This is a genomic window from uncultured Lactobacillus sp., assembly GCF_947367125.1.
GTDB lineage: Bacteria > Bacillota > Bacilli > Lactobacillales > Lactobacillaceae > Lactobacillus.
This window is the reverse complement of sequence record NZ_CANBCQ010000019.1, coordinates 30,104-44,807: the sequence shown is the minus strand read 5'-3', so window position 1 is coordinate 44,807 and position 14,704 is coordinate 30,104. Positions and strand designations below refer to the sequence as shown.

Sequence of the window (14,704 nt, the reverse complement as noted above, 5' to 3'; positions counted from 1 at the left end):
CCTACTTTGATTAAATAAATAATTAAAAAATCAATTTACGAGAAAGATCTATTTACACAAAAGATTTGACAGTTTCGCACATTCTTGGGGCTGGCTGAATCAAGATAAAGAAAAGGCGGTCAAGGATTACTTTTATCCTACTAAATTGTTAGTTGATCAAATAAGTAAAGAAAGACCACAATGGACAGAAATGACCTATGAGCAATATCTTGACGCAATTGGTGAGAACGAAGCTATTTTTGTCGGCAATAGTGAAACCGTTGCAAATAAGATTATCAAAATTATGGAAGAATTAGGATTAACGCGCTTTTATCTTCATTTACCAATTGCTTCAATGCCTTATGAAGATGTGATGAATGCGATTAGAATTTATGGAGAAGAAGTTGTTTCGAAGGTTAAGGAATATTTTCAAAAAAAGAGTGAAAAAGAACGATTTACCTTAAAATGGAAGAGTAGTAAGTAAGAACATCGATAACTGCAGAAGTTAATAGCTTTTGCAGTTTTTTATGTATTGATGGCTAAATAAGAAGGTGGTATTTTTAATAAAAAAGATAAGGGGAGACAAATTATGATTATTCGCAGTGTAACAATGGATGATCTAGATGAAGTGGTAGAACTAGAATCTGCCGCATTCAAAATGACAAAAGAACAAACTGAAAAAGATATGGTTGGTAGAATCAAGAATTATCCTGATACTTTTTTGGTAGCTGAAGAAAAAGGCAAGGTAATTGGTCATATCTTTGGTCCGGCTTTTGATCAACGCTATATTGAAGATGAATTATATTTTAAAAATCATCCTAATCAAAAGGATGATCGCTATCAAATGGTCTTAAGTCTTGCGGTCGTTCCGGAATACCGCAAACATGGTGTAGCAACGAATTTGATTGAAGAATTGGCTAAAGTTGCTAAAAAACAAAATCGTCAAGCTATTTCGCTGATTTGTTTGCCTAAATTGATTAAATTTTATGAAAAACGTGGTTTTAAAAATGAAGGTGAAACTAGCGACGATATTCCAGATCCAACTGGTGTCACTAGTGTAAATATGGTAAGGACTTTATAAAAATGACTGAGTTAACTGAAACGATGTATGCGATTTTTGATCGCCAAGAATTTTCTTTTAAAAAATTGAAGGAGCAGTATTCTGAAGATGAATTAGCTCAGATTAAGGCTGACTTTAAAGATGTTTGGCAAACTTGGAAAAAGGTAAACATAAACGTTTATCAAAAACTGCCTCAGGATCAATTTTCTAAAGTTCATGTAGAAAGCTGGACCAATGGCTGGAATTTACGCGATCACTATTGGGCAGCTTATCGGTTAAATGCTTTAGCAGACAAAAGTCCATGTATCGGTGTCATGCTGGATAAGAAGCAGTTGCAGGTTTATCTCATGTTTCAACATTATAAGAGCCAAAAGCGTGGCGATAGTCCTGAACAATATAACGAATTATTAACTGATATCCTATCTTGGGCAGAAGGGCGGACAACTGATAATTGGTATTTATGGGACAAGAATGAAATGGAATTTGCTGATCATTTATCCTTAAATGATTATTTAACAGATGCTGAGAAGCAGATTTTATTTAATAAGGAAGCGATTCAATCTAGTTTTTTACTAGGAAAATTTGCTTTTAGAAAGCAAGATCAAGTTGCAAACATGGAAAACTTCATTTTAGATGGGATTGAACAATTATTACCGCTATATCAGAAGTTAGTAAACTAAAACGCGTTTAAACTGTATTTTAAAGTGATCATGCTACATAATGAAAGTAATTATTGTTGTCATTGTTTGAATTGAGAGGATAACAAATGAATATTTATTTGATTATTGGCATGATCATTTTAGGTTTAGTTACCGGTATGGTGACTAGTATGATTGGTGCCAGCGGTGTTAATATAACAGTTCCAGTTTTGACTTTATTTTTAGGATTAAATTCTCATATGGCAATTGGGACCAGTCTAATGGTCGATGTGATCACTAGCATTGTTGTAGCGATTAGCTACTTTCGTCATGGCAATGTTCGTTTGCAGGCTAGTCTTTGGATTACGGTCGGTTCAATTATTGGGGCGCAGATCGGTAGTCATTGGGCAGGCAATATTCCGGATGGACCGTTAAGCATTATTTTTGCTGTTGTTTTGATTATTTCTGGACTAGGTACCTTAAAAAAGGGCGGTCAAACTTTTGATCCTAATAAGGGTGTCCATTTGAAAAATAAATATTTACAGACTTTAGTTTTAATTTTGCTAGGTCTGGGTATTGGCTTAATTAGCGGCTTAGTTGGTGCCGGTGGTGGTGTCATGGCTTTGATCATCATCATTTTCATTTTGCATTATCCAATGCATGAAGCTGTTGGAACTTCTACTGTAATTATGGTGGTTACTGCTTTATCATCACTGCTTGGCTACGCTAGATTAGGTAATGTTGATTGGTTATTAGGGCTGTATATCTCAATTGGTGCAGTGATTGCCGGAATCTTGGGTGCTAAATTTGCTAATTCAATCAATGAAAAGAAGTTAAACAAGATTGTTGCCTTAATCTTTGTTTTCCTAGGAATTGTAATGCTGGTCGTGAATTTAATTAAGTAAAATCCATGCATAAAGGTAATAATGCAAAATAATAAGTTGGTATTTTTTGAATAAGTATTGCTGTGCTATATTGAAAATGTGAATTAAAGGAAGTAAAAACAATGAAATATAGAAATTTAGGCAATACTGATATTAAGGTTTCGCCCATTAGCTGTGGGATGCATGAGCTTTGGCAAACATACTGAAAATAATCAATGGTCTTTAAACTATGACGATACTGAGAAAAAGGTTCAGAAGAAGTTGATTACTAAGATGAGTTATATATCCCACACCAAATCATTGGTGCAATTGATCATAATCCACCTGTAGGTACAGTTCTTCTGGATAAAAAATAAAACTATATTAATCAACGTTATCTAATAGTGCTATAATATCTGTGTTGGATTTTTTAGAAAAGAGATAAAAACAAAAAATGAATACAATTGCATTTAACCAACAATTATCAGATAAGTTGAACGAAGAACTTAATCCAGAATTGTTCTCTACTCCAGGTAAGGGTGAGATCACAGTCGTTGCTAATGAAAAGAAAGACTTGCGTGAGTACCGCATTATCACCAAGGATAATAAAGTTGTCGATGTAATCGATGCCTATGATGCAGACCACGACGCAGATTATCAAAAGATGATGGATTTCTTAAAGAATTACCGTTAAAAATTGAATTAAAGTAATAGACTAGAAGCTTGATAATGAGTTTCTAGTCTATTTTTTTGTCCGTTTTTCCTAAAGAATTAGCTGAAAGTAGCAATAATTCTGCCGTTAAAGTTATGTTTTTGACCGCTTAGTAAAAAGTGATTGAATATTAAAAAATAGTAGTAATATTAAATATCAATAATATAATTTTAATATTTTAATTTACTTGGAGATGAGAAAATGAGCATCAAGGGGATATTTAAGGTTAATAAAGCTCGATTCATTTTAATTTTTCTAATGGTTATCATTGGTATGGCCGTCGACGCCGCTTCACAATATCTGATGACCCCGGCTTTTAACCAGTTAAAGAGAATGAATTTATTTGGTTTTATTATTTTTATTTGTTTGGCTATTGGCTGTGATCTAGTTAGATTAGCCTTGATCACTAGTTCAGATTACTTATATGGAAAGCAATCACAATCTTATTTGCATCAAATTCGTGTAAAAATTAGTCGCTACTTTTTTAAAAATGAAATTGATCAGACTGCTAAAGTGCAAAATGAATTGGTTGCCAATCTTGATCAACTAACGCAAAATTATTTAAAGCCAATTAAAAATGGTTTTATGTACTTGTTAGCAGTGCTTTTTTCAATTGGAATCCTGTTTTCATTTAACTGGCTTTTGGTTGTAATGACGGGTATCTTGACTGTGATTTCATTGTTTTTGCCTAAAACTTTTGAAAAAATGACGTCATCAGCTACGATAAAGGTTACCAAGAAAAATGAAAAGTTCTTAAACACTTTAGCTAAGTGGATGAGTGGCTTGGATGAATTACGAAGATATGCCAGTTTTAATATTTTTAATGAGTCAGTTAACCAAAGTGCGGACGAATATAAAAAGGCAGCTATTCATCAAGGTACAACTATTGCTATTGCAGATATGATCACCTTTGTTGTTAATATTGCGGGACAAATGCTCTTGATGGTTTTATGTACCTACTTATATTTGCAAGGTCAGATTGTCTTTGGTGCGGTAATTACTACTATTCAATTTAGTTCAACTGTGATGAATGGCGTTTCAGCATTTGTAACGGAATGGAATTTAATTAAATCCACCAAGGATCTGAATAAGGAGATTACTAACCTTCAAGCTCCAGTAAAAATTGCCACTGATCAACATCAGGTTAAGAAGATTAACAAGCTGGAAGTGAAAAATTTGGCCTTACAATTCAAAAATGGTGAGTATTTATCTTATCCAAATTTTACAGTTAAGCAAGGCGAAAAAATCTTGCTTACTGGTGACAGTGGAACTGGAAAGTCAACTTTGTTTAAATTGATTTTAGGTAAATTGACGCCAAGCAAAGGTGAGATCAATTTTCTTGATCATAATGACCAAAAATTAAATTTTGATCTTGATGAATTAGGCTATATTGCTCAAGATAATACTTTGTTTCCTGGCACAATTGCTAATAATGTCACGATGTTTGACAGTGATTTAAATAGTCATATTTCAGGTGTATTAGATCAGGTAGGCTTTACTAAAGATTTGGACAAAATGTTTGCCGGTCTTGACAGCCAGATCGATTTGGATAAAGGAAACTTATCTGGAGGACAAAGGCAGAAGTTAGTGTTGGCTAGAGCCTTGATTCATCAATCACCTTGGCTATTGATTGATGAAGGAACCAGTGCAATTGACAGTGTTGGGACGAAGCAAATATTACAAAATTTATTGAGTACTCCAAGTACGGTAATTATGATTGCACACAATTATTCTACAGAGTTAGTTTCAATGTTTGATCGACAAATTAAATTGACTAATCGAGGTGACGTTGAATGAGTTTCAAAGGCTTTATCAAAACTAATTATTTAAGATTTATTTATATTAATTTTTTATCGGTTATATCAGGTGTTGCAGCTATTGGTGCTGGTTACATTCAAATGTACTGGTTAACTTACGTTAAAAACCGTGCCTGGATAAAAATACTACTTGCGACAGTCTTAATGGGAATTTTATATTTGGCCGCTCAAGGGATGATTTACTATATCCAATTTGTAATTCGGGTGCAGGAAGAAGAATATAATAAAAAAGTACGAGTACGTTTAGCTACACATTACTTTAGAGATTGTCAAACTCATCAAGTAACTGCTGTGCAAAATCGGATGACCAACGATTTGGAAATGGTTAGAAAGAATTACTTTGATTGGTATCCAATTGTGCCATTCTATGGTTCGATGTTTGTTGCCGCCTTGGTGGCTCTACTTACTATTAATTGGTCGATCTTTTTGGCTAGTGTAGTAATTGATATTATTTCTTATTTTGTTCCTAAATTAGTGCAAAAGAAAATGGAACAAGCAACTAATAATATTTCTGAGCAAAATAAGCGTTATTTAGATGTTTTAGCTAAATGGTTCTCAGGCTTAGAAGAATTAAGAAGATATTTTGCTGGCGCCAAATTGTTTAAAGTCGGTGAAAAAGCCTCAAGCAAGGTAGAGCAGGCGCATGTTAAGCAAACAGCTGCCCAGCAGCAATTAATTATCTTGAACGGAATCTGTAACATGTTAGGCCAAATAATTTTATTGTCATTGACTGCTTTCTTGATTACTAAAAATTTGGTAATCTTTGGTGCAATTATGTCTGTGCAAAATTTTGCAGCGAATATTTCGATCGGCTTGCAACAAACAATTCAGGCATTAAGTTTTATGAAATCATCACAAGATTTAATGAAGCAAGTTGATGGTGATGTTACCGTGATTGAAAAAGTGGAAGCTGGTCAAGCAGAAACCCCGGTGTCATTTTCAACAAAAGATTTGACCTTACAGTATCCTAATGGTGAGAAACTTACTTTTCCCGATATTACAGTTAAACCTGGTGAAAAGATCTTATTAACCGGAGATTCAGGTGCAGGTAAGTCTACTTTATTTAAATTGATTTTAGGTGAACTTAAGCCTAGTGCAGGTAAAGTTGAATTTCAAAATAGTCAAGGATTGCCGATTAAACCTAATATGTCAAGAATTGGTTATATTCCACAAGATCCCAACTTATTTCCTGGCACAATTAAAGAAAATATTACGATGTTCAACAATCAACTTGATAAGCAAGTAGCCCAAGTAATTGATGAAGTTAATTTTGCGGCTGATATTAGAAAGTTTAAGGCTGGGGTCGATGAAAAAATCAACTTGGATGATTTGAATATTTCTGGCGGGCAACGACAAAAGATTGTATTGGCAAGATCTAAGATTCATGGCAGTGACATTATTTTAATTGATGAAGGGACTAGTGCAATTGATCAGACTGCGACTATGAATATTTTGCAAAAACTACTAAAGAGCAAAGCTACTATTGTCTTTATTGCCCATAATTTTAATAAACAGATGCAGGAAATGTTTGACCGTGAAATTCATTTGGTAAAGGAATAAAAGATTATAAGTTTATGTGAAAGAAGGCATAAGAAGTGCCTTCTTTTAATTTGCAAAAAAGTGGGTACTTTTTATAAAATGTGTAATTTTCTATTGCAATATACTACAAAACTGTTATTTAATGCGGATTCTAGGGCGTTTGATTATCTTATGTAAGCCTTTGCTGTTACACTGATGCTAGAAAGTGAATCAAGAAAAATTAATTGAAGGGAGTTTTATCTAATGACAGTTTATTATAAAGGTTTTCCACAAAGTGATCGTGATGAATACTTGCATATGATTAACTTGCAAGAACTAGAAGAAAAAGTTAAGCAAGTGATGCCAGAAGCGGCATACTACTATATTGCTTCTGGTGCCGAAAATGAATGGACTTGGCGCAACAACACCGCCGCATTTAATCACTATCAGATTGTGCCACGGGCATTAACTAATATGCAAGATCCACAAACAGATACTGAGTTCATGGGGATGAAATTAAAGACACCAGTAATGATTTCACCAATTGCTTGTCACGGGATTGCTCATAAAGACGCTGAAGTTGCTACGCAAAAGGGTGCAGCCGCCGCAGGTGCATTATTCGCATCAAGTACATATGCTAATAAGAGTGTTGAAGATATTGCCGCTGCAGCTCCTAATGCTCCAAGATTCTTCCAACTTTATTTAAGCAAGGATTGGAAATTCAATCGGATGGTCTTTGATGCAATTAAAAAGACTGGTTATAAGGGAATTTACTTAACGGTTGACGCCCTAGTATCAGGCTATCGTGAAGCAAATTTGCGGACTCATTTTACTTACCCAGTTCCGTTAGACTTCTTTACTCGTTATATTGGAGCTAAAGGTGAAGGACAAAGTGTAGCTCAAATGTATGCTTCTTCAGCGCAAAAGATTGGTCCAAAGGATATCCAAAGAATTAAGGATGAAACTGGTTTACCAGTCATTGTTAAAGGAATTGAATGTCCTGAAGATGCCTTTAAAGCAATTGGTGCTGGTGCCGATGGTGTTTATGTTACTAACCATGGTGGTCGTGAAGTTGATGGCGGTCCAGCTACAATTGATGTATTGCCTTCAATTGCTAAGGCTGTAGCTCACCGTGTTCCAATCATCTTTGACTCTGGTGTTCGCCGTGGTTCACATGTCTTTAAGGCATTAGCTTTAGGTGCTGATATGGTTGGTATTGGTCGTCCATATCTGTATGGTTTAGCTTTAGGTGGTGCTAAAGGTGTTGAAAGCGTCATTGATCAATTAGATAAAGAGTTGAAGATTGATATGCAATTGACTGGTTGCAAGACTATTGAAGATGTCAAGCATGCCAAAATTGATCATATTAGTTACACTGCAGATAATTTACCTTCAAATACTAGTCCTTCAAGAATGAAGCCATATCCAGTAACCGCAGATAATCAAATTAAAAAGGACAACGCTGCAGATGCCAGTTCTGGTGCATCTGAGCATTAATTAAATAAAGAGGAGGTAGAAAATGTTTAGAATCAAGGAGAAAAAATGGATAATGTTGATCAGAAGTTTGAACATCAACCAACTGTTGATGAATCTAATCTCAATCTCTTCCTGAGTAAGATTTATGCCTATATGGCATTAGCTGTTTTTGTTTCAGCGGCTACCGCTTATTTAATGATGACTACGTTTGCTCCAGTAATGACTAATTTTATTCTTGATCATCATTGGGGAATTTGGCTAATCATCCTTTTACCACTTATTTTGCCATTGATTATTACTTTTAAGTCTGCGCGAAATCCAGTGGCGAGTTTTGTATTGTTAATGATTACCGCGGTAGTTAATGGTATTACTTTTTCCTTTGTAGTTGGTGCCTATAGTGGTCAAAATATTGCATCTGCCTTTGTTGCTGCAGTTGCTGTTTTTGGAACAATGACAATTATGGGTACAATTACTAAAAAGAGATTGGATAGAATTGGTATCTATGCTTCGGCAGCCTTAATTGGTTTGCTTGCAGCCTTAGTCGTCAATTTATTTTTAAAGAATCCAGTTATTGACTATGTCTTTTCATTCATCGGAGTGATTATCTTCACTATTTTGACGGCTTGGGATGCTCAAGTAATGAGAAAAATTTATTTACAATATGGTACAAAATCATCAACTAATGGATTAGCAGTGCTGGGAGCACTACAATTGTACTTAGATTTTGTTAACCTTTTCTTACAATTTATGGGCTTGTTCGGGTTAGGTCATAGTAAAGTATAAAATTGAATAAAAAAACGAATGCGGGAGTTTATTGCGAACTGTCGCATTTTTTATTGAAAAATTAATTAGAGTGAAGACTCCAAAATATTAATATTTTTAATTTAAACCTTGACAAACAGGTGATTTCACCAGTAAATTAATTGCGGGTTATTAAAAATAGGATAGATTAATTAATGGAGTTGTGAAAATTGAATAAAAAATCTACAGCCCCACAGCTCAAACGGACAATGACAGCAGGCCAAATGGAGATGATTTCACTTGGTGGTGCTATTGGTGTTGGTTTGTTTATGGGGTCTACATCTACTATTAAGTGGACCGGTCCTTCAGTATTGTTAGCCTACATGTTTGTTGGCTTAATCTTGTACATTGTAATGCGAGCTTTAGGAGAAATGCTTTATATAAATCCTGGGACAGGTTCATTTGCTGATTATGCAACCGAATATGTACATCCCTTAGCTGGCTATTTAGCAATGTGGGCCAATGTTTTTGAATATATTGTAGTAGGAATGTCCGAAGTAGTCGCGGCCACTGAATATTTGAAATATTGGTGGCCAAATATTTCCGCATTATGGTCGGGCATTATCATTATTGCCTTTCTGCTTTTAGCTAACTTAGCCAGTGCTAAAGCCTATGCTTCATTGGAATTTTGGTTTGCTATGATCAAAGTAGTAACAATTATTTTAATGATTATCTTAGGCTTTATTGTTATTTTCTTTGGTGTGGGCAATGGAGGTCACCCAACTGGTTTTAGCAATTTATGGTCTCATGGCGGTTTCTTTACCGGTGGAATCAAAGGATTTTTCTTCTCAATGTCAATCATTGTTGGTTCATATGAAGGAATTGAATTGTTAGGTATTTCTGCCGGTGAAGTAGCTAATCCACAAGAGGCAATAGTTAAAAGCGTTAAGTCAGTTTTGTTCAGAATTTTAATTTTCTATGTCGGAGCAATTTTTGTTATTGTGACGATTTATCCTTGGGATAAATTAGACAGCTTAGGTTCACCATTTGTAACAACTTTTGCCAAAGTTGGGATTACTGCGGCTGCTTCAATAATTAATTTCGTTGTTTTAACGGCTGCTCTTTCTGGCGCTAATTCAGGAATTTATTCTTCAAGTAGAATGCTGTTTAAATTGTCACATGATCATGAAGCTCCTGGCATTTTTAAGCATATTTCTAAGCGGATTGTACCTGATCGGGCAATTATGGGGATTTCTGCTGGTATTTTTATTGGCTTTGTTTTGAATGTGATCGCATCACAATTCAATCATTCAGCCAGTGACTTATTCGTGATTGTCTTTAGTTCATCTGTTTTACCAGGAATGATCCCATGGTTTGTGATTTTGCTGGCTGAATTAAGATTTAGACGAAATAACAAAGATGCAATGCAGGATCATCCATTCAAGTTGCCTTTATATCCATTTTCAAATTATTTTGCCTTTGCGATGTTAATCATGATTGTGATCTTTATGTTTATCAATCCTGATACGAGAATTTCAGTTATCGCTGGGGCATTAGTTTTGATTGTAGCAACGATTGTTTACTTAGTTAGACATAAAAATGAATTTAAGAAAAGTAATTAAGGTGATGATTCACCTTTTTTATTTTGCTTGAAATACTAAATCTATGGTTTTTCATTATCCAACATACAAGATCTATGGTATGTTAGAAGAAATGTTTTTTGAAAGGTGAAAATAATGGCAATTCTTGAACAACCATATTTGGGTTTGTTAGAAAAAATTATGACTGAAGGACATGATAAGGATGATCGAACAGGTACTGGAACTAGATCATATTTTGGTGCCCAAATGCGTTTTGACTTAACGCAAGGTTTTCCGCTTTTAACAACTAAAAAAGTACCGTTTGGATTAATTAAAAGTGAATTGTTGTGGTTTTTACGGGGCGATACCAATATTCGCTTTTTGCTAGAGCATAACAACCATATTTGGGATGAATGGGCTTTTAAAAATTGGATTGCAAGTCCTGAATATCAAGGACCTGATATGACGGATTTTGGCTTGCGCAGCCAAAGCGATCCTGAATTTAACCAGATTTATCAAGCAGAAATGAAAAAGTTTGATCAACGAATAATAGATGATTCTGCTTTTGCGCAGAAATATGGCAATTTGGGTGATGTTTATGGAGCACAGTGGCGTCACTGGGAAAAACGAAGTGGTGGTTTTATCGATCAAATTGCTAATGTAATTAAGCAAATTAAAGAAACGCCAGATTCACGGCGCATGATTGTGACAGCTTGGAATCCAGAAGACGTGCCAACTAGTGCTTTGCCACCTTGCCATGTGATGTTTCAGTTTTATGTGGTAGACGGAAAAATTAGCGTGCAACTTTATCAACGAAGCGGTGATATGTTTTTAGGAGTACCGTTTAATATCGCTTCTTATTCATTGTTGTTAAATATGATTGCCCGAGAAACTGGACTTAAGGTGGGTGAATTTGTTCATACGATAGGAGATGCCCATATTTATCGTAATCATTTTGCGCAAGTAAAGGAGCTATTAAGCCGCACTCCATATGATTCACCAAAATTATGGCTAAATCCGGCTAAAAAGCACATTGAAGATTTCGAGATGAAGGATATCAAGGTGTTAGATTACAAGCACCATGGCACGATTAAGGCGCCAGTTGCGGTTTAGGAGAATACGATGTTAAGTTTTGTTTGGGCTGAAGATGAAAATCATGGTATTGGCGTAGATGGTCATTTACCTTGGCATTTACCAGCAGATTTGTACCACTTTAAGGAGAAAACCAGTGGTCATCCAATTATTATGGGGCGAAAAACATTTACTAGTCTGCCGAATTTATTGCCTAAGCGTAAACATATTGTTTTAACGCATAGTTCTAGTTTGAAGAAGAAATATGCAAATAATGAGCGGATTAAGATTGTTACTAGTATGGCAGAATTGGATAATTATCTAAAACAGCATGAAAATGAGCAGCTCTGCGCCATCGGTGGAGTTTCGATTTTTAAAATGTTGCTTGATCAAGTTGACATTTTGGAAAAAACAGAAATTAAGGCAAAATTTAAAACCGACACAGTAATGCCAGCGATTAATTATGATGATTTTGAACTGATTAAGCGCGAAGTGCATCAACATGATGAGAAGAATAAGTATGATTATGTCTTTTTAACCTATCAGCGAAAAAATAAATAATTCTTAAAAAGTCTTGCAAAGTTGCGAGACTTTTTGTTTTTTAGCTATAATGGATGGAAGTATTTTCAGTATAGGACATAAAATTATGACAGATAAACAATTAACTGGATTAACTCAAGCTGAAGTTAATCTAAGAATTCAAAATGGCCAAGTTAATTATGCAGTTGATGATCAATCTAAAACAACTGCACAGATAATTCGTGAAAATGTATTTACGTATTTTAACTTGATTTTTGCAATTTTAGCTACATTACTAGTTTTAGTTGGTGCCTGGAATGATTTAACTTTTTTACCGGTTATTATACTGAATACAATTATTGGGATTATTCAGGAACTGCGTGCTAAAAAAGTATTAAGCAAGTTAAATGTAATGAACGCCACGGAAATTACCGCTTTACGTAACGGGCAAAAAGAAAAAATACCGATTGGACAGTTAGTTAAAGACGATATTATTTTGCTGCAGACGGGTGATCAAATTCCAGCTGATGCCCGGGTAGTTTCAGGCGAGTTGCGGGTTAATGAAGCACTTTTAACAGGTGAAGCTGATGAAATTACTAAAGAAAAAGATGCTGAATTGATGTCAGGTTCCTTTGTCGTATCTGGCAAGGCCTATGCAGTTTTAGAAAAAGTTGGGAAGGATTCCTACATTTCTAAATTAACAATTGAAGCTAAAGCCATGGGCGGCAGTGAACAATCCAAAATGGTGCGTTCAATCAATCGGTTAGTGAAGTGGGTTGGCATTATCATTATTCCTGTCGGGATTGCTTTATTTAGTCAGAGTTTCTTTTTAAATAATATTGGCTTAAAACGGAGTATTACTTCAATGGAAGCAGCTTTAATTGGGATGATTCCGGAAGGGCTGTATTTATTGACTACTGTTGCTTTAGCTTTGGCTGCCATGAAGCTAGCTCGTAAAGAGGTAATGCTGCATGATATGAAGAGTGTTGAAACTTTAGCACGGGTCAATGTTCTTTGTGTAGATAAGACAGGGACGATTACTGAGCCAAAAATGGCAGTAGAGAAGGCGGTCAATAGTAAGGCTTATTCTGGTGATTTAAACAGTGTAATTGCAGATTTTGCTAAAAATATGCCGGCTGACAATGCGACGATGAAGGCGATTCATGCCCATTTTAAGAATGGAACTAAAACAGCCAGCAGTATTTTGCCGTTTACCTCAGTAAATAAATATTCTGGGGTGATTTTTGGACAACAAACTACTTTGATTGGCGCACCAGAAATGGTTTTGCGCAATCAATATGAACAGTATCGAGATGAATTTGAAAAATATGCCGCAGAAGGCTATCGGGTCTTGCTTGTAGCTACTTATCCGGATGTATTAACTGAAGAAGACTCGACTTTAAAAGAAGATGTTAAAGTCCTCGGTTATATTTTGTTGTCTAATCCAATTCGTAAGGAAGCCAAATCAACCTTCCAGTATTTTGCTAAGCAGGGCGTTGATATTAAGGTTATTTCTGGTGATAATCCAGTTACTGTTTCCCGGGTTGCTAAGCAAGCCGGAATTAGTGGTGCAGATAAATATATAGATGCACAAACAATTAAAGATGGCGAATATGAAAAGGCTGTGCAAGAATATAATATTTTTGGTCGTGTGAAACCAGAACAAAAGCGTAAGTTTGTTGTTGCTTTACAAAACCAAGGCAATACGGTGGCAATGACTGGTGATGGTGTGAACGACATTTTGGCGATGAAAAAAGCTGACTGTTCGATTGCAATGGCTTCAGGCAATAGTGCAGCGGTTCAAGCATCGCAAGTGGTTTTGCTTGATTCTAATTTTGCTAAAATGCCATTAGTTGTAAATGAAGGTCGGCAAGTAGTTAATAATATTCAGCGTTCAGCGAGTTTATTTCTAGTTAAAAATATTTTTTCATTTTTAATGGCGATCTTTGCCTTAATTATGACTATTAATTATCCCTTGCAACCAGCACAAATCACCTTGATTTCGGCCTTTACGATTGGATTACCATCATTTTTGCTGGCTTTAGAAACGAATCACCAGCGGATTCGCGGCCAGTTTATGCCTAATGTTTTAGCCCGAGCAATTCCTGGTGGGTTAACAGACTGGCTAGCCGTGGCGATTTTGGTAATTGCAGGATCGTATATTTCACTTGATCATGGTCAGGTTGGAACGACAGCTACAACTTTATTAGTCTTAGTTGGTTTGATGGTTATGTATCACATTTCTGCACCGATGAATAAATTTAGATTAATGGTCATGGGCTTGTCGATTTTATGTATCATTGGTTCAGTTATTTTCTTACCACATTTGTTCTCGTTAACCATGCTTAACAACAAATCACTCTTTATTTTGATGGTCTTATTCTTCGCCGCAGTTACTATTTTTAGATGGTTATCTAAAGTATTGGATGGAGTAGCTGAAGTGTTGATCGTATTTGACCAAAAGGGTAAAAATATGACTTTTGCGGAATTTAAAGAAGCATATGATCGCGGAAAAAAGAATATCAAATAAAATTAAAAAATATGTTGACTAGATTAAAATAAGATGATAGCTTATTTATAACAAATCAAGAAAACAACATCTCGAAGAACTGAGTAATCAGAACTTTTATTGATAAAGAGAGCTAACGTGGTGGTGAAAGTTAGCAAATAAAAACTGATGAATATGGGTTTGGAATGATGACTGATAGTGATATTTAGCTATCAGCGGAG

At 35.2% G+C, this 14,704-nt stretch carries 12 protein-coding genes, 1 pseudogene and 1 other annotated feature (1 of these 14 only partly in view); all 13 genes and pseudogenes read left to right on the top strand.

The annotated features are described in order from the left end of the window. Positions 1-76: 76 nt before the first annotated feature. Positions 77-463: pseudogene (locus Q0Y84_RS06565) on the top strand (5,10-methylene tetrahydromethanopterin reductase); the annotation flags it as partial. Positions 464-568: 105 nt separating this feature from the next. After that, complete coding sequence (locus tag Q0Y84_RS06560; RefSeq protein ID WP_297951805.1) at positions 569-1,060, top strand: GNAT family N-acetyltransferase; 492 nt, start codon at positions 569-571, stop codon at positions 1,058-1,060. Positions 1,061-1,062: 2 nt separating this feature from the next. Continuing rightward, complete coding sequence (locus Q0Y84_RS06555) at positions 1,063-1,719, top strand: HI_0552 family protein (protein WP_297951803.1); 657 nt, start codon at positions 1,063-1,065, stop codon at positions 1,717-1,719. An 86-nt stretch (positions 1,720-1,805) separates the two neighbouring features. Next, positions 1,806-2,582, top strand: coding sequence for a sulfite exporter TauE/SafE family protein (locus tag Q0Y84_RS06550; RefSeq protein ID WP_297951801.1), 777 nt, complete (start codon positions 1,806-1,808; stop codon positions 2,580-2,582). Between the two features lie 412 nt (positions 2,583-2,994). Then, the gene (locus Q0Y84_RS06545; protein ID WP_297951799.1) at positions 2,995-3,234 is read left to right on the top strand and encodes a hypothetical protein; all 240 of its coding nucleotides are present in this window, start codon (positions 2,995-2,997) and stop codon (positions 3,232-3,234) included. A 219-nt stretch (positions 3,235-3,453) separates the two neighbouring features. Next, on the top strand, positions 3,454-5,049 hold the full coding sequence (locus Q0Y84_RS06540) for an ABC transporter ATP-binding protein (protein WP_297951797.1): 1,596 nt from the start codon (positions 3,454-3,456) through the stop codon (positions 5,047-5,049). After that, on the top strand, positions 5,046-6,629 hold the full coding sequence (locus tag Q0Y84_RS06535; RefSeq protein ID WP_297951795.1) for an ABC transporter ATP-binding protein: 1,584 nt from the start codon (positions 5,046-5,048) through the stop codon (positions 6,627-6,629). The genes Q0Y84_RS06540 and Q0Y84_RS06535 overlap by 4 nt, the downstream gene beginning before the upstream one ends. A gap of 222 nt (positions 6,630-6,851) precedes the next feature. Further along, on the top strand, positions 6,852-8,084 hold the full coding sequence (locus tag Q0Y84_RS06530) for a lactate oxidase (RefSeq protein ID WP_297951793.1): 1,233 nt from the start codon (positions 6,852-6,854) through the stop codon (positions 8,082-8,084). Positions 8,085-8,129: 45 nt separating this feature from the next. Further along, positions 8,130-8,846 carry a Bax inhibitor-1 family protein gene (locus Q0Y84_RS06525; protein WP_297951791.1) on the top strand — a complete coding sequence of 239 codons (717 nt, stop codon included), beginning with the start codon at positions 8,130-8,132 and terminating at the stop codon, positions 8,844-8,846. Positions 8,847-9,034: 188 nt separating this feature from the next. Then, on the top strand, positions 9,035-10,426 hold the full coding sequence (locus Q0Y84_RS06520; RefSeq protein WP_297951789.1) for an amino acid permease: 1,392 nt from the start codon (positions 9,035-9,037) through the stop codon (positions 10,424-10,426). 114 nt (positions 10,427-10,540) lie between these two features. Continuing rightward, entirely contained in the window at positions 10,541-11,497 is a 957-nt protein-coding gene (locus Q0Y84_RS06515) for a thymidylate synthase (protein WP_297951787.1), read from the top strand. 9 nt (positions 11,498-11,506) lie between these two features. After that, complete coding sequence (locus Q0Y84_RS06510) at positions 11,507-12,016, top strand: dihydrofolate reductase (protein WP_297951785.1); 510 nt, start codon at positions 11,507-11,509, stop codon at positions 12,014-12,016. Between the two features lie 85 nt (positions 12,017-12,101). Further along, the gene (locus Q0Y84_RS06505; protein WP_297951783.1) at positions 12,102-14,504 is read left to right on the top strand and encodes an HAD-IC family P-type ATPase; all 2,403 of its coding nucleotides are present in this window, start codon (positions 12,102-12,104) and stop codon (positions 14,502-14,504) included. A gap of 62 nt (positions 14,505-14,566) precedes the next feature. Next, positions 14,567-14,704, top strand: a binding site (T-box leader) (it continues 102 nt past the right edge of the window).

Bases quoted from the DNA above. Each gene is read 5' to 3' on its own strand.
- Q0Y84_RS06550 (WP_297951801.1), top strand. From the start codon at position 1,806: ATGAATATTTATTTGATTATTGGCATGATCATTTTAGGTTTAGTTACC.
- Q0Y84_RS06560 (WP_297951805.1), top strand. From the start codon at position 569: ATGATTATTCGCAGTGTAACAATGGATGATCTAGATGAAGTGGTAGAA.
- Q0Y84_RS06515 (WP_297951787.1), top strand. From the start codon at position 10,541: ATGGCAATTCTTGAACAACCATATTTGGGTTTGTTAGAAAAAATTATG.
- Q0Y84_RS06510 (WP_297951785.1), top strand. From the start codon at position 11,507: ATGTTAAGTTTTGTTTGGGCTGAAGATGAAAATCATGGTATTGGCGTA.
- Q0Y84_RS06555 (WP_297951803.1), top strand. From the start codon at position 1,063: ATGACTGAGTTAACTGAAACGATGTATGCGATTTTTGATCGCCAAGAA.
- Q0Y84_RS06525 (WP_297951791.1), top strand. From the start codon at position 8,130: ATGGATAATGTTGATCAGAAGTTTGAACATCAACCAACTGTTGATGAA.
- Q0Y84_RS06545 (WP_297951799.1), top strand. From the start codon at position 2,995: ATGAATACAATTGCATTTAACCAACAATTATCAGATAAGTTGAACGAA.
- Q0Y84_RS06530 (WP_297951793.1), top strand. From the start codon at position 6,852: ATGACAGTTTATTATAAAGGTTTTCCACAAAGTGATCGTGATGAATAC.
- Q0Y84_RS06540 (WP_297951797.1), top strand. From the start codon at position 3,454: ATGAGCATCAAGGGGATATTTAAGGTTAATAAAGCTCGATTCATTTTA.
- Q0Y84_RS06505 (WP_297951783.1), top strand. From the start codon at position 12,102: ATGACAGATAAACAATTAACTGGATTAACTCAAGCTGAAGTTAATCTA.
- Q0Y84_RS06535 (WP_297951795.1), top strand. From the start codon at position 5,046: ATGAGTTTCAAAGGCTTTATCAAAACTAATTATTTAAGATTTATTTAT.